This window comes from Klebsiella michiganensis, from assembly GCA_000963575.1.
Lineage (GTDB): Bacteria > Pseudomonadota > Gammaproteobacteria > Enterobacterales > Enterobacteriaceae > Cedecea > Cedecea michiganensis_A.
Map to the genome: position 1 here is coordinate 2130877 of CP011077.1, position 15010 is coordinate 2145886.

At 54.4% G+C, this 15010-nt stretch carries 13 protein-coding genes; 8 read left to right on the plus strand and 5 right to left on the minus strand.

Annotated elements, in window-relative coordinates; all coding sequences use genetic code 11:
• Nucleotides 1-82: 82 nt before the first annotated feature.
• The gene (locus VW41_10070) at nucleotides 83-1975 is read left to right on the plus strand and encodes a potassium transporter Kup (GenBank protein ID AJZ89354.1); all 1893 of its coding nucleotides are present in this window, start codon (nucleotides 83-85) and stop codon (nucleotides 1973-1975) included.
• Here the strand turns inward: VW41_10070 and VW41_10075 are convergent.
• Nucleotides 1972-2553, minus strand: coding sequence for a TetR-family transcriptional regulator (locus VW41_10075; GenBank protein ID AJZ89355.1), 582 nt, complete (start codon nucleotides 2551-2553; stop codon nucleotides 1972-1974). The two genes, VW41_10070 and VW41_10075, sit on opposite strands and share 4 nt — an antisense overlap.
• Nucleotides 2554-2594: 41 nt before the next feature.
• Nucleotides 2595-4100 carry an MFS transporter gene (locus VW41_10080; protein AJZ89356.1) on the minus strand — a complete coding sequence of 502 codons (1506 nt, stop codon included), beginning with the start codon at nucleotides 4098-4100 and terminating at the stop codon, nucleotides 2595-2597.
• Nucleotides 4101-4288: 188 nt separating this feature from the next.
• Here VW41_10080 and VW41_10085 point away from each other — a divergent pair, with 188 nt between their 5' ends.
• Nucleotides 4289-4903: a phospholipase gene (locus VW41_10085; protein ID AJZ89357.1), complete on the plus strand. Its 615-nt coding sequence runs from the start codon at nucleotides 4289-4291 to the stop codon at nucleotides 4901-4903.
• A 140-nt stretch (nucleotides 4904-5043) separates the two neighbouring features.
• Here the strand turns inward: VW41_10085 and tqsA are convergent, their stop codons facing one another.
• Nucleotides 5044-6078, minus strand: a complete 1035-nt coding sequence (tqsA, locus tag VW41_10090; protein ID AJZ89358.1) for a pheromone autoinducer 2 transporter — start codon at nucleotides 6076-6078, stop codon at nucleotides 5044-5046.
• Between the two features lie 457 nt (nucleotides 6079-6535).
• Here tqsA and VW41_10095 point away from each other — a divergent pair, with 457 nt between their 5' ends.
• From VW41_10095 to VW41_10115, 5 genes are all read left to right on the plus strand, one after another.
• Nucleotides 6536-6910 (plus strand): multidrug transporter, encoded by a 375-nt coding sequence (locus VW41_10095; protein AJZ89359.1) that lies wholly within the window; start codon nucleotides 6536-6538, stop codon nucleotides 6908-6910.
• Nucleotides 6897-7226 (plus strand): multidrug transporter, encoded by a 330-nt coding sequence (locus tag VW41_10100; protein ID AJZ89360.1) that lies wholly within the window; start codon nucleotides 6897-6899, stop codon nucleotides 7224-7226. The genes VW41_10095 and VW41_10100 overlap by 14 nt, the downstream gene beginning before the upstream one ends.
• A 132-nt stretch (nucleotides 7227-7358) precedes the next feature.
• Nucleotides 7359-9521: a diguanylate cyclase gene (locus VW41_10105; protein ID AJZ89361.1), complete on the plus strand. Its 2163-nt coding sequence runs from the start codon at nucleotides 7359-7361 to the stop codon at nucleotides 9519-9521.
• Nucleotides 9522-9845: 324 nt separating this feature from the next.
• Entirely contained in the window at nucleotides 9846-10487 is a 642-nt protein-coding gene (locus tag VW41_10110) for a peptidase S14 (protein ID AJZ89362.1), read from the plus strand.
• A 155-nt stretch (nucleotides 10488-10642) separates the two neighbouring features.
• Entirely contained in the window at nucleotides 10643-11755 is a 1113-nt protein-coding gene (locus tag VW41_10115) for a cell wall shape-determining protein (protein AJZ89363.1), read from the plus strand.
• 73 nt (nucleotides 11756-11828) lie between these two features.
• Here the strand turns inward: VW41_10115 and VW41_10120 are convergent, their stop codons facing one another.
• Nucleotides 11829-12635: a serine protease gene (locus VW41_10120; GenBank protein ID AJZ89364.1), complete on the minus strand. Its 807-nt coding sequence runs from the start codon at nucleotides 12633-12635 to the stop codon at nucleotides 11829-11831.
• Between the two features lie 336 nt (nucleotides 12636-12971).
• Between VW41_10120 and VW41_10125 the strand changes: the two genes are divergently transcribed.
• A complete protein-coding gene (locus VW41_10125; GenBank protein AJZ89365.1) occupies nucleotides 12972-13343 on the plus strand; it encodes a hypothetical protein in 372 nt (123 codons plus the stop codon).
• A gap of 164 nt (nucleotides 13344-13507) precedes the next feature.
• Here VW41_10125 and VW41_10130 read toward each other — a convergent pair whose 3' ends face one another.
• Nucleotides 13508-14992: a peptidase M32 gene (locus tag VW41_10130; GenBank protein AJZ89366.1), complete on the minus strand. Its 1485-nt coding sequence runs from the start codon at nucleotides 14990-14992 to the stop codon at nucleotides 13508-13510.
• Between the last annotated feature and the right edge of the window lie 18 nt (nucleotides 14993-15010).

Below are 15010 nucleotides of genomic sequence, written 5' to 3' on the forward strand. Positions count from 1 at the left end.
TACCGTTGTTTATCTGAAACTTTTCATCCACCTCTATACTTTGTCATGGCAACTGCCAGAAAAATCACAGAAAGGACTGTGCATGACAAACCAGCCGCAGACGGACGGCGCGGAAGCCTCCGGGACAACGCCGCATAAATTTATCCTTGCCGGAAGCGCCCTTGGCGTGGTGTTCGGCGATATCGGCACCAGCCCGCTTTATACTCTGAAAACGGTGCTGCTGTTATCCGGCAACGATCCGACTCCGCCGGTTATTCTGGGGCTGCTGTCGCTGATTATCTGGACGCTTATCCTTATCACCTCGGTGAAGTACGCGATGTTTGCAATGCGTATCGACAACCACGGCGAGGGCGGCATTATGGCGCTGATGTCGCTGTTGGTGGCCAGGGACAAAGGCTCGCGTTGGGTGGTGCTGGCGGCGTTACTGGGCGCGGCGCTGATCTATGGTGACGGGGCGATTACCCCCGCAATTTCGGTGCTGTCTGCCATTGAAGGGCTGAATATTATCCTGCCGGAGGCCGAAACCTGGGTGCTGCCGATTGCGGTCACGATTCTGGGGCTGCTATTTGCGGTACAGCCTTTCGGCACGGCTAAGATAGGTAAAGTGTTCGGGCCGATTATGGCGCTGTGGTTTATTACCATCGCCGGGCTTGGCGTTTGGGGCATTGCGCAACATCCAGCCGTGCTGCTGGCCATCAACCCCTGGTACGGCCTGCAGTTTCTCGTTTCCAATGGTTTTGTCAGTTTTATGGTGCTGGGCGGCGTGTTTCTGTGCGTCACCGGGGCAGAAGCGCTGTATGCCGACATGGGGCATTTCGGTAAAAAGCCTATCTGGATGGCGTGGTACGGCGTGGTCTTCCCGAGCTTGCTGCTTAACTATGCGGGGCAATCGGCGCTGATCCTTTCCGGGGCCGATATCACCCAGAATATCTTCTTCCGCCTTTGTCCGCCGGCGCTGCTGATCCCGCTGGTGATCCTTGCCACGCTTGCCACAATTATTGCCAGTCAGGCTATTATCACCGGCGCATTTTCAATGACCAGACAGGCAATACAGCTGGGTTGGCTGCCGCGCCTGCGCATCCGCCAGACGGCGGCGGAAAGCTACGGGCAAATCTACATCGGCGTGATTAACTGGCTGCTGATGGGCGTCACGGTATTCCTGACGGTGTTCTTTAAGTCCTCCGAGAACCTGGCGGCGGCCTACGGGATTGCGGTGTCTCTGACCATGCTGATGACCTCCGGGTTGCTGTACGTGGCGATGCGCCATATCTGGCAGTGGCGGCGGTTGACCAGTGCGCTGGTGGCGGGGGGCTTTTTGATAGTCGATACCTGCTTCCTGATAGCTAACCTGATCAAGGTGCTGGAAGGCGGCTATATTCCGCTGCTGCTGGCTGCCGTGGTCTGCACCACGATGCTGGTCTGGCACCGTGGAGCGGCGGCCGCGTCCAACGCGGTGAACGAAAAAGTTATCGATGTGAATACCTTCTTCGCCGCGCTGAAAGAGCGGGGCGTTCCTCGCGTGCAGGGCTCGGCGGTGTTTCTGACCAAAACGCGCAATGGTATTCCGCCGGTTATGCGGTGGCATGTGGCACGTAACCACGCGCTGCAGGAGCAGGTGCTTTCGCTGACTATTTCAATCATGAACGTGCCGCGCGTCCCGGCCGGAGAAAGGCTGGTTATCGTGGAACAGGCGCCGAATTACTGGCGCGGTATCGCCCAGTACGGCTTTATGGAAAGGCCACACATTCCTGAACTGATGGCGAGATTGGGAGAGATGGCGTGTGCCTTCCGCGTGGAGGACGTGACTTATTACCTGGGCCATGAAACCATCGTAGCCCGTGAGGACGGACATGGCATGCCGGCCTGGCAACGTAAGAGCTTCGCATTTATGGTGAGAAACGCCACGCATGTGACGCACTATTACCGCCTGCCGAGCGACAGCGTGGTAGAGATCAGCCGGCGGATAGCAATTTAGCCTGCGCGCAGGACCAGGCGAATAAAACTGTCGATATCGTCCAGCGCCAACTGCCTGTCGGCGGGCGCTGCGGCGACCAGCTGTTTGTCGGCATAACCGTTTAACAGGGCGCTGAACTGGCGCGTGGTTCTGGCGGCATCCACCGCTTTAAACACGCCGGCCGCAATGCCGTCATCGACAATATCGGCCAGCACCTTTTCCCACTTCTGCGTCATAACCAGAGCAAGCTCTGCCCATACGCCGCTGTGCGCCGCCTGGTGCCAGAGCGCGCCGTAAAGCTGCCAGACAGCGTCGGGCGCGTGAGGGAGATACGTGTGGATCAAGCGCTGTAGCTTATCTTCCGGGGAAAACCTGTCGGTTTCGTCGATAAACCTGTGTAGATCGGCCATCAAAAACGCCGTCATGGCTTCAACGCAAAGCGTTTGCCAGTCGCTAAAGTAGTGATAAATGTGGCTGCGCGAGATGCCCACCCGCTCGGTGAGTTCGCGGGTGGTGACCTTCTCAATGCCTTTCTCAATGAACAGCTCAATGGCCCCGCTCAGGATTTTGCTTCTTAGCGTGTCCGGTGCTTCTTTCATGACGTTTCCACAGTTATCTGAATCGCTGGTGGGGCATCTTATCAGTTTTTAACACTCTGGCTGGACAGCTTTTCCGGCTGGCGCAGCACATATTTCAATATCACGGTGCTGAGGGCGACCAGGACGGCGGCACAGATAACCACCGTCAGATAAGCGTGGCTAAAGGCGTTCCGCGCCAGTTCTTTCAACAGTGCGGCGCTGGCTGTGCTCATCGATCCTGCAAGATGCAGCGCTTCATCCAGGCTGTCGTAAGCGCTGTTTCCCACGGCCAGGCCATCTGGCAGCACCAGACTTGCGCTGTAGATGGCGGTCATCAGACCGCCCAGCAACGTGACGCCGAGCACGCCGCCCATTTCCCAGGAAACGTCCTCAATCGCGGCAACCATCCCGGCTTTTTCCTCCGGGGCATTAAGCATGATGGATGTTGAGGCGGCGGTGAACGCCACGCCCAGCCCAAGCCCGATAACAAACAGCGCGGCGAGCTGCGGTGCCAGGCTGTAATCGGCCAGCAAAGCCATGCCCGTCATGCCCATGGCTGTCACCAGCAGGCCGAAGACCATGAGTTTTGCACCGCCCCAGCGCGGCAGCACGATACCCGCCAGCGGTGAAGCGAGAGCCGAACCAACCGGGATAGGCAGAATTGACAGCCCGGCTAAAAGCGGCGTCAGGCCCAGAACAAGCTGGAGGCGCTGGGTCAGCACCAGCTCAATGCCGGTGAGCGCGATCATGGTGATGATGGCGACGCCGATCCCGCTGGCGAACATGCGGTTGCGGAACAGCGAAAAATCGATCATCGGATGTTCAGCCCGCTGTTGGCGGCGGACAAACAGCGTTAAAAACACCACGCCAGCCAGCAAAGAACCGGCCACGGTTAGCGGCGAGGCGTCCATCTTGCTGAGTTCCTTGAGCGCGTAAATCACGCCTACAAGGCCAAACATAATCAGCAGCGAGGCGGTGAAATCGCAAGGGCGGCTGGCGTTCCCGGCATCACGCGGGATCAGGAACCATGCAAAGACGATCACCAGTAATACCACCGGCACGTTAATCAGGAAGACCGAGCCCCACCAGAAGTATTCCAGCAGCACGCCGCCGATAACCGGGCCAAGTGCGGCGGCGGCAGAAGCGACGGCAGACCAGATGCCGATGGCCAGCGCCCGCTCGCGCTCGTTGGTAAAGACCTGGCGCACGATGGCAAGCGTGGCCGGCATCATCATGGTTGCGCCGATAGCCAGAAACACGCGCGAAGCGATCAGCAACTCAGCCGTGGGGGAGTATGCCGCGCAGAGCGAGGCGATGCCGAAAACGGGCAGTCCGGACATAAACAGCAGCTTGTGGCCAAGGCGGTCACTCAGCATACCCGCCCCGGGAAGCAGGCCAGCCGCCACAAGCGGATAGGCGTTAATGATCCACAGTTTTTCAGATGCCGTAGCGTTTAAAGCCTGGGTGAGCCTCGGCAGCGCGGTGTAGAGCACCGTCATATCAATAATGATCAGGAAAAGGGTGCTGGTCAGGATCGCCAGAATCAGCCAGCGGTTAGTGAAGCGCATGTGAAATGCCTCTAAAAAAGCCAAATTTGAGCGGTTGCTCAAGTGCGAAATATACTTGAGCGGTTGCTCAAAAACAAGCGCTGAGCCTTCTCGTATTAAGCGGTGGTTTACTTGTTGTGAAGGGGAGGAACAGGATAAGGTAGTCCCCTGAGAGGATATTAATTCAGGTTTGAGTACAAGGCAGGGAAATGAAAAAACTGATCGTGATGTTACATGGCGTGGGTAGCTCCGGGGCCGATCTGGAAGGGCTGGGGTTATTCGTGCAGCAGGTGATGCCGGAGGTGTTATTTGCTTCCCCGAACGGCAGCGAGCCTTTTGACGGCGGCGGCGATGCCTGGCAGTGGTTCAGCCTGGACGGCGTGACCGCAGAAAACCGCCCGCAGCGTATTGTTGAGGCCCGCGCTGCGTTTGATGTGAAGCTGCAGGCTATTTTTAAGCAGCATGACGTGACGCCGGGTAAAGATCGGGTGATCCTGCTGGGCTTCTCTCAGGGGTCTATCATGGCCCTGGACGTTCTGGCGACTTCCCGTTTCCCACTGGCGGGCGTGGTTGCGTTTTCCGGGCGTCTTGCTTCACCAAAACCGTATCACGTCGCGGCAGATGCGTCGGCGCTGCTGATCCATGGCATGGCCGATCAGGTGATTCCGTGGTCTGAGAGTGAAGCTGCTGCTGCGGCGCTAACTGAAGCAGGGGCGGAGGTCGAAACGCTGTTTGAACCCGGCGTGGTGCATACCATCAGCGCGGATGGTGTGTCTCAGGCGTTGGGGTATATTGCGGAGCGTTTTGAGTTAGATCCGGAGTGACTTGTGCCCCCACGCCAAAGGGGAACGAGATCGGCCCAGATGTTCGGCTTATTCCCTCGCTCCTTCGGGGAGAGGGAATAAAACCTGTCTCCCGTAGTTTGTTTTCGCCCTCGCCCCTTTGGGGGAGAGGGCCGCAGCCTTCAGGGCTTGCTCATATCACTCAGCAGCACCGCAATACTCTTCCCGCCTTCCGTTTGCTCCAGGGCAATTTTCACCGCAATTGTCAGTGGGACAGACAACAGCATCCCAACCGGGCCGAGCAGCCAGCCCCAGAAGATGAGCGACAGGAACACGACCAGCGTTGAGAGCCCAAGCCCGCGGCCCATCATGCGCGGCTCCAGAATATTGCCGAACACCAGATTAATCAGCAGATAACCTGCCACGACAATCAGGGCTTCATACAGCCCGTTAAACACCAGGACCTGTACCACCGGCGGGATAGCCGCCAACACTGAGCCGATGTTTGGAATATAATTCAGGGCGAAGGCCAGCAGTCCCCAGATAAAAGCGAAGCGAACGTCCAGCGCGGCGAGCATGCCCCAAACAACCAGCCCGGTCACAATGCTGATGGCCGTTTTTAGCACCAAATAATGACTGACGCTGTCCAGGGCGCGCTGAATGGCGCCCATACCTTCTTCCGGGCGAGCCATTAACTGCTGCAGTTTGCGCGGCAGTTGAGGGACCTCAATGAGCATAAACACCACGGTCAGCAGCAGTAAAAAGATAGAGGTCATCGCGTTGGAAAGCTGCGTCAGCAGGCCGGTTACCAGCGTCATCAGGGCGTTAGGATCGACATACTTCATTAACTCATCGACAGAAACGGATATCCCCGCGCGCTGCAGCCAGGGTTCAAGGGTTTTTAGCGGCACCACCAATGAAGATCGATACTGCGGCAGGGTGCGCGCCAGCTCGTTTAGCGAAGTGCCGAGATAGGCCAGCAATAGCACCATGCTCAGGATAATCACGATAATCACCAAACTGATGGCCGGCACGCGCGGCACCCGCAGTTGCTCGAGGCGGCGAATCAGTGGGTTGAGAATAACGGCAATAAACAGCGCCAGAATAAAAGGCACGATGATATCGGCCGCCGCTTTAATGCCCACCAGAATAATGACCAGCATGCCCAGCATAATCACGGCTTTCAGCGCTTTAAGGGTAATAATTGGTTTCGCCATTGAGGCTGGTTCTCCAGTGTAGTGGAAGGAAATAATACACCGCGGTTAGAATAATAATCCCTTTATTACGTTATTTTAAACGTTAAAAACAGTTTAATACATTGTGTTTCCGCTGTCGCTTATCGTAAAGGAGTGTAAAGGTCAGGCGATAACATACCGAATTATGGTATAAAATCGGCGTGTTTAACTACTGAGGACAATTTTCTATCCGCAACTGACGAGAAGCAACACCGCGGGTAAGTTGGAAATATTATGGACAATACGTTCAGCACTTCATTCAATCAGCATTCTGTTTTTATCACATCTACTTCTTCACTCTCTGGTGAGCAGCACTGGCGCAACGCGCTCTAGTCCCTTTCTTCTGACATTTTTCTGGTTTTTTAATTGCCCCTTGCTCGTCATTTGACGTTGCTTGTCGGTCTTTTGCGTCTTTATTTTCTCTGTCAGGAGAGAAATCATGATTTACTGGATTTTATTAGGTTTAGCCATCGTCGCCGAAATCACCGGTACTTTGTCAATGAAATGGTCAAGCGTTAACGAAAATAACATGGGTTATATTTTCATGCTGGTCATGATTGCAGTTTCCTATATTTTCCTGGCGTTTTCGGTTAAAAAAATTGCCCTTGGTGTGGCGTATGCCATGTGGGAAGGGATCGGTATTCTGTTTATTACACTCTTCAGCGTGTTGTTGTTTGATGAGTCCATTTCACCGCTAAAAATACTCGGCCTGACCACGCTGGTTATCGGTATTGCGCTGATTAAATCGGGTACGCGAGATAAAAAATCACGCCCGGTGATGTCAGAGAAAGGAGATCATCATGCCGTCGTTTGAGTGGGTACACGCGCTGTGGCTAGCGTTAGCCATTGTCCTGGAAATTGTCGCTAATATTTTTTTAAAAAAATCCGATGGTTTCCACCGGCCGGTATACGGCGTATTGTCTCTGCTGGCCGTCCTCGCCGCATTTAGTGCGCTTGCTCAGGCGGTTAAAGGTATTGAATTATCCGTAGCCTATGCGCTGTGGGGCGGGTTCGGTATCGCTGCCACCGTGGCCGCGGGCTGGATACTGTTCGGACAGCGTCTCAACCGCAGAGGCTGGATTGGCATTAGCCTGTTGCTGGTGGGGATGATTATTATCAAAATTGCCTGACTCATCACGCTGCCCGTTAATTATTCGGGCAGCGCTTTCCTCAGGGTGTATTACGCTTATTTTACGGTAAAAGCACTTCTCTAAATTAAAAGCCAGAAGTTCCACGTTATTTCACTTACAAGAGAGCTGAAATTGCGTAATCCTCTTAGCTGGAAAAGCACGCCCGTCGCCGGAACCCTGTTTGCCATGGTATTTATGGCAGGAATCGGGCTGATCGTGTCTGTTATCGCGCTACTCTACCTTTCACTTCACCTTATCAGCAGTAAAACCAATGAGATAGACGAGCACCGAAGCGCATTGTCGGTACAAGGGGCCATACAGACCTCGGTAAACCGCGTCTGGGCGCTGGTTATCGATAACGCGGTTTGGGACGATGCGGTAAATCAAGTTTACCGCCCTGAGCTGGACGTCAATTGGCTGTATAACACCTGGGGCGCGGGTTACAAGATCAATAACCTTTATGATGGCGTATATGTCCTGGATGAGCAGTTTAAAGTGCTCTGGGGCTCGTTTCGTGGCCAGCGTGTGACGGGGCAAAGTATCACGCAGCTGGGGAAGGGGTTTGAATCCCTCGTCAATCAGCACGCGCAAACGCTGAGGGATGATAAGAAAATTTTTGCCGGTATCACTCAGACCGAAAGCGGTATTTCGTTTATCGGCATAGGGCTGATCCGGCCAATGCTGGGGCGACTTAACGTTCACGATGCCACGCGTCGCTACCTGGTGATTGGCCGTCAGATCAATAACGCGATGCTGAAGGAGTTAGGGAATACCTTTCAGATAGAGAACCTGCGCCTGACGCCAGAGGCGTCAGATTCGGCGAGCGTCCCGTTGAACAGCGCCTCCGGTGAAACACTGGGTTATCTAAGCTGGCAACCAAGGCAGCCTGGGGCTGAGGCCGCCCACGCCGCTTCGGCAGACATTATGCGCATTGCGATGCTTGCTGCGGTGTTAATACTGGTGTTTATCGTCATCAGTAGCCTGGGGTTGTACAAGCTGGCACGCGGTGAAAAGCAGGCGAGAAATATCGCGCTGACCGACTGGCTCAGCCATTTACCCAATCGGCGAGCGCTGATAGAGCGGCTGGAAACCATCAGCAAGCGGGGGGATACCGACGAAAAAAGCGTGGTGTTTATCGATCTCGATGGTTTTAAGGATGTGAATGATATTTACGGGCATGACAAAGGCGACAAGCTGATCGTCACCATTGCCCATGCGCTTCGCGATCGGGTGCCGGAAAACGGCATGCTGGTGCGTATGGGCGGGGATGAATTTGCCATGATGATCGGCGGGGAACGAGCCGGAGAGCACTCCGCGGCCTTTGCAGGCTCGGTGCTCGATTTCCTGAGCCAGCCGATACCCGTCGGGGAAAGTACCCTGCATATCAGCGCCAGCATCGGAATTGCTTCGGGGTCGCTGGTGGACTGCAGCAGCTCGGAGCTTTTCCGCCGTGCCGACATTGCCATGTATCACTCAAAAATCACCGGGAAGGGGCGAACAACTTATTATGATGCAGCGTTAAACAACGTTCGCGAGCGCCGGTTAATTATCGAGAACGACATTCGCGTGGGCCTGACGCGAGATGAGTTTGAGGTGTGGTACCAGCCGATCATCGAGGCGCGCAGCCAGACTATGTCTGGCGTAGAAGCGCTGGTGCGCTGGCCGAGACGTCCAGGGGGGGAGTTGTTGCCGGATGAGTTTATTCCCGTGGCCGAAACCAGCGGCCTTATCTATTCTCTCGGGCAGTTTGTGCTCCGTCGGGCTTGTCGCGATTTAGTACCTTATGAGGATCTCCGCCTGTCGGTGAACATTTCCCCGGCGCAGTTCCGTGACCCGGAATTTGAGGATAAGGTTGCCAGCGTGCTGCAGGATACGAAGTTCCCGGCGCAGCGGCTGGAGCTGGAAGTCACGGAAAGCTATGTGCTGGAAAATCCGGAACGAGCCCTGGCGGCCATCCGAAACCTTAAATCTCAAGGAATGGCCGTAGCGCTGGATGATTTTGGCAACGGTTATTCCAGCATTGGCTACCTGCGCCGCTTTAATTTTGACACCATCAAAATAGACAAGTCTCTGGCCGGGCTGGTGGACAGCGATGAGCAGGCGCTGGCGCTGGTGAACGGGACGGTACGTATCGCCACCGCGCTGGGCATGATGGTCACGGCAGAGGGCGTGGAAAACGAAGAGCAACTCAAGCTGCTTTGTCTGGCGGGTTGTGACCGGCTGCAGGGCTATTACTTTAGTCAGCCCGTGCCGCTGGCGCGCCTTTTACCGCTGCGTATGCGTCATCCGGCGTAATGAGGTTCTATTAAATAATACCTATAATTCAGTTTCTTCTGTGATTGCTGTTATGAAACTATGGCTTATCAGGCAGCAGGAACCACCGTCCCTTGGGCGTTGTTGGCGGGCAAAGCGGAACGTTGTTTTTATAAAATGAATTTTTAGATTTGGCTAATATTATTAGTTATTACAAGGAGTTGTTTTTTATTTTCGCTTCAGCGTTTTCACCTCCGCATTAAGTCTTTGTTTAAATGCTGGATATAAAACACCTTGCTTTTGCAACTCCGTATTATAAGCTGTGGAAAAATGGAATCTTAGGTAACGTTTTTCAAGGAGAGAGATGTGAAAACCACAATACACCTGATCATTACGCTGTTAATTTCCTATGCTTCATTTGCTTCAGCGCAGCCTGTTGAAGATAAAAACAAAATAGCCAAAGTTTATTATACGGGGGAAATGCAAACGTCCGCCGTGTCGAGGCTCGTCAGCATCTTTGATGAAATTAATAAAAATAATGATGTAGAGAGAATTTATTTGTATATCAACAGCTATGGCGGTGATATGGACGCTGGCCTGATGGCCGCTGCCGCCGTCAGAAGCTCCGCTATCCCCGTTACAACCGTTGCCATGTCTACCGTCGGTTCTTCGGCAACGATTATGTTCTGCGCCGCAGACGACAGGCGCTCGCTGCCGGATGGAAGCTTATTCCTGCACCCGGCCTCTATCCCACATCAGGGAGATATAAGGCCTGCAGATGTGACTTATCTTGAAAGAGAAACTCGCCGCTTCAACGAGATGTTTAAGAAAACGTATCGGGCATGCACAAAACTTGATGACGCCAGGATAGCCGAAATATTGCATAGCGAGTATAACCTTACAGACTTTTCTCCCAGTGAGGCAATGGCTGTTGGGCTAGTAACTTCCGTGGATGAAAAAATAATCCCGGCCACTTACAGTTACTCTGTCGTCAGCAGCTCGAATTAATAATCGGATGTGACCAGGCAAGCTATCGGGGTATCGCCTGAAGATGAAAATAACGCAGCGGGTGGCCCGATTGCCTTGCCTGGAAAATATATCCGATGGAGTGGTTCCGGCAATAATATGATGCCTGAATTGCCTCATGGTGGCAGAGGTATTATATGGAAAGCATCCATCAGAAGAGAATTTTTGGGGTAAGAATTCATGTTGATCCCTCGCTGCTGCTGTTGATTGTATTGCTGCTTGCCTACAGCGCATTTGTGATGTGGAGCGCCAGCGGCCAGGATGCCGGGATGATGGAGCGCAAAGTTGTGCAGATTACGATGGGGCTTATCGTGATGATTGTCATGGCGCAGATCCCGCCACGCTTTTATGAAAGGTCCGCCCCCTGGCTTTTTGCCCTGTGCGTTATTTTACTGCTGCTGGTGGATAGCCTCGGGCAAATCAGTAAAGGAGCCCAGCGCTGGCTGGATCTCGGCATTATCCGCTTTCAGCCTTCGGAAATAGCAAAGATAGCCGTCCCGCTGATGGTGGCCCGCTTTATCAATCAGAATTCCTGTCCTCCGTCGCTTAAACATACGGTCATCGCCCTGGCGATTATTTTTGTGCCCACCTTGCTTATTGCGATGCAGCCCGACCTGGGCACCGCCGTCCTGGTGGCCACGTCCGGGCTTTTCGTGTTGTTCCTGTCCGGCATCAGCTGGAGAATTATTGCCGCTGCTGCCGGGCTGATTGCCGTATTTATTCCGGTGCTGTGGTTCTTTCTTATGCATGACTACCAGCGCGAACGCATCATGATGCTGTTGGATCCGACGCTCGATCCGCGGGGGGCGGGTTACCACATTATTCAGTCAAAAATTGCCATTGGCTCAGGCGGCCTGGTAGGGAAAGGCTGGCTGCATGGCACACAGTCTCAGCTGGAGTTTTTGCCAGAGCGACACACCGACTTTGTGTTTGCCGTTCTGGCGGAGGAGCTGGGCTTTATCGGCATTCTGGTGCTGCTTACGCTTTATCTGCTGGTAATTATGCGGGGCCTGAGCATCGCGGCTCAGGCCCAGACGCTGTTCGGGCGGATGGTTGTCGGCAGCCTGGTACTGATCCTGTTTGTTTATGTGTTTGTGAATATCGGTATGGTGAGCGGTCTTTTACCGGTGGTGGGCGTCCCGCTGCCGTTAATAAGCTACGGCGGCTCGGCGTTGATCGTACTGATGGCCGGGTTTGGCATCATTATGTCAATACATACGCACCGCAAGATGATGTCTAAAAATATTTAGCGGCAGGAAGAGGGCGAGGGATTTGCCGCCAGGCACCGTATTGTTGCGGTGCCGGCGGCATCAGCACAGAGACTTATTGCGCCAGGGCTTCCAGCCTGTCGCGGAAACCGGTGACTGAAATGGCTCGGTTGTCCGCCCGATAGCGGTCTTTGGCCGCCGGGGCCGAACTTTGCACCGCAATCAGCTGCCAGCCCTGATCGGTTTTCAGCAGCAGGGGGGAACCGCTGTCGCCGGGCAAAGTATCGCACTGGTGCGACAGCACTGACGCCTGCGCCCAGCCTGTCACCAGGCAGTTATTATGGGTATACAAATCGTCGAGGTGATCCAGCGGATAACCCGATTGCGTGACTTTGCGATCCTGCGTTTTCAGGGCTTCAGTCAGCGCGTCTTTATCGCCGGTGAACAGCGGCAGTGGCGTAATTCCCGACGGCGGATTGCGGATAATAATCAGGCCAAAGTCGTAAGGCGCTGCGCTCGAGGGCACTATCCAGCCGTCGCCATCCGGCTTGAGCCGGCGGCCGAGGGATTTGTCCACGCGGCCTTCAATATCATGGATCTCATAGCGCCATTGCCCTTTATGGGAAATAAAACGCAGGGCGATGGCTTTGTCAGCTTTGCCGCGCGGCGGCTGCAGCAAGCAGTGCCCGGCGGTTAAGGCGAGATGCGGTGAAATCAGCGTGGCGGTACATAAGTTGCCGCTGGCGGTTTCCAACTGGCCAATGGCATCCCATGGGGCATCCTCGGGGTTAGTTACACGAATCCGGTCATCTTTGCCGAAGAACAGTGTTTTAACGTTCGCCGGACTGTCGTCTTCGTCCGCGTGAGCAAGTTGAGGTAAAAGGATCAATGCTCCTAAAAACAACACAACACTTTTGCGCATAGCTCTCTCTGAAGGGGCTAATAATTATGGTTTTTATAGATGCAGTAACTATAGTCGGAACAGGCCGAAAGTGGGAGTGAAAACAGCAGACTACGCTATCAGAGCCAGAAGCTCAGCGTAATAATACCGCAGATGATCAGCAGGGCGAGGATTAACTCGAAACTGTAGCGTCGCAACATTATCCGCACTCCAGAAATAAGTACGTACTAAAGGCTGTGCCTTATTCCTAATAAAACACCCGGCAAGCCGGGTGTTTGTGTAAACGCTTTAAGCTAACGGGTTATCCCGTCTAACTTATGCTGCTGGCTGTGCAGCTGGTTTAGCAGCGGCTTTGTGATGTTTTTTCACGTGTTTCTTAGCAGCCTGAGCTTTCTGTGCAGCTGGTTTTGCTGCTTTTTTGTGGTGTTTTTTAGCAGCCTGGGCTTTCTGAGCAGCTGGTTTTACTGCTTTTTTGTGGTGCTTTTTAGCAGCCTGAGCTTTCTGCTCGGTAGCTGGTTTAGCGGCTTTTTTGTGTTTCTTTTTAGCGGCCTGAGCTTTCTGAGCGGCAGCTTTTTTGTGTTTCTTGTGATGCGTTACTTTTGCAGCTGGCGCTTTAGCAGCAGGAGCAGCAGCGGTGGTTGCTGGAGCAGCAGCTGGAGCGGTAGCGGTGGTGTCAGCAGCGAAAGCGGCAGAAGACAGACCCATAGCAGCGGCAACAACCAGAGCTAATACTTTTTTCATTTCGACATCCTCGAATTTGTTTGTGTGTCAACCCCACTGCGGGGCCGTTGAAATGAACTATAGGCTGGGGAATCAAAGTCTTCAGTGAGTGATTGGTATCGGCATGTAACGTAATGTACAACGCCGGGTACAGGCGACCCGGCGCGAGGGGTTTACAGGTAGCGAGACTCTAAATGCTTACGGAAATACAATGGGTTAAGGTCTTCTCCGGTCGCATTGGTTATCAGCTGTGCGGTGGTGAAACGGCTGCCGTGCTGCCAGATATTTTGCTTTAGCCAGTCAAATAATGCGCTGAAATTACCGCTGGCGATCGCCTGGTCCAGATCCGGCAGCGCCCGTGACGCCGCGCTAAACAGCTGTGCCGCGTACATAGCGCCCAGCGTGTAGGACGGGAAGTAGCCGAAAGCGCCGTCGGTCCAGTGAATATCCTGCATACAGCCGTTACGGTAGTTGCCTTCGGTAGACAGACCCAGCCAGGACTGCATTTTCTCGTTCCATAGCGCCGGGATGTCGTCCACTTCAATGTCGCCGTCGATCAGCGCCCGTTCAATTTCATAACGCAGCACGACGTGCGCCGGGTAGCTCACCTCATCGGCATCCACGCGGATATAGCCGCGCTCGACCTGCTGGTTGACGTTGATAAAGTTATTGAGCTCGAACGCCGGCTGCGGGCCAAAGCGCTCAATCACTTTCGGCAGCAGCAGTTTCAGGAAAGGCGCGCTCCGTCCCAGCTGCATTTCAAAGAACAGGCTTTGGGATTCGTGGATGGCGGTAGAGCGTGCCAGGGCCACAGGCTGGCCCAGCCATTCACGCGGCAGGTTTTGCTCGTAGCGGGCGTGGCCGGTTTCATGAATCACGCCAAACAGTGAGCTGAACATTTCTTCTTCGTTATAACGAGTGGTGATTCGCACATCTTCAGGCACGCCGCCGCAGAAAGGATGCGCGCTGACGTCAAGGCGGCCGCCGTTGAAGTCAAAACCAAGCAGCGCCATGGTATCCAGCCCGAGCTGGCGCTGGGTTTCAGTGGCGAAGGGGCCCTCAGGCGTAAGCGTTTTTTCTTTCGCCTGTTTGTCGACCACCTTCTGGAGCAGGTCCGGCAGCCAGCCACGCAGATCGCCGAAAAGCACGTCAAGTTTGGCGCTGGTCATACCGGGTTCATAGATATCCAGCAGCGCATCATAGCGGGAAATGCCTTTTGCCTCAGCGCGCAGGCGAGCTTCTTCGCGGCTGACGCGCACCACTTCCTTCAGGTTGGTGGAGAATCCCTGCCAGTCGTTGGCCGGGCGCTGGGTGCGCCAGCCATGTTCGCAGCGCGAGCCAACCAGTGATTTCTCTTCTACTAACGCATCCGGGAGCAGCACGGCTTCCTGATAGTGACGGGTCATTTCACGCAGGTTCGCGCGCTCAACGTCGTTGAGATCTTCCTGCGCTGCGGCCTGGAGCAGAGTGGCAATTTTCTTATCGGTGAGGATTTGGTGCTTAAGCACGCTGAGTTCCGCGAGAGCCTCACCGCGTGCCTGGCTACCGTTCGCCGGCATCATGGTAGACATGTCCCAGCCGGCAATGGCTGACAGATGCTCGAAACGGGACAGACGCTGGAAGGTACGGGTCAGGTGATTATAGTTTTGCTTTTCCATATGGCCTCGTGAACAGGT

What these genes read in the sequence shown, in the direction of transcription:
- VW41_10070 (AJZ89354.1), top strand. Translation starts at nt 83, where the DNA reads ATGACAAACCAGCCGCAGACGGACGGCGCGGAAGCCTCCGGGACAACG.
- VW41_10075 (AJZ89355.1), bottom strand. Translation starts at nt 2,553, where the DNA reads ATGAAAGAAGCACCGGACACGCTAAGAAGCAAAATCCTGAGCGGGGCC.
- VW41_10080 (AJZ89356.1), bottom strand. Translation starts at nt 4,100, where the DNA reads ATGCGCTTCACTAACCGCTGGCTGATTCTGGCGATCCTGACCAGCACC.
- VW41_10085 (AJZ89357.1), top strand. Translation starts at nt 4,289, where the DNA reads ATGAAAAAACTGATCGTGATGTTACATGGCGTGGGTAGCTCCGGGGCC.
- tqsA (AJZ89358.1), bottom strand. Translation starts at nt 6,078, where the DNA reads ATGGCGAAACCAATTATTACCCTTAAAGCGCTGAAAGCCGTGATTATG.
- VW41_10095 (AJZ89359.1), top strand. Translation starts at nt 6,536, where the DNA reads ATGATTTACTGGATTTTATTAGGTTTAGCCATCGTCGCCGAAATCACC.
- VW41_10100 (AJZ89360.1), top strand. Translation starts at nt 6,897, where the DNA reads ATGCCGTCGTTTGAGTGGGTACACGCGCTGTGGCTAGCGTTAGCCATT.
- VW41_10115 (AJZ89363.1), top strand. Translation starts at nt 10,643, where the DNA reads ATGGAAAGCATCCATCAGAAGAGAATTTTTGGGGTAAGAATTCATGTT.
- VW41_10120 (AJZ89364.1), bottom strand. Translation starts at nt 12,635, where the DNA reads ATGCGCAAAAGTGTTGTGTTGTTTTTAGGAGCATTGATCCTTTTACCT.
- VW41_10125 (AJZ89365.1), top strand. Translation starts at nt 12,972, where the DNA reads ATGTTTTTTCACGTGTTTCTTAGCAGCCTGAGCTTTCTGTGCAGCTGG.
- VW41_10130 (AJZ89366.1), bottom strand. Translation starts at nt 14,992, where the DNA reads ATGGAAAAGCAAAACTATAATCACCTGACCCGTACCTTCCAGCGTCTG.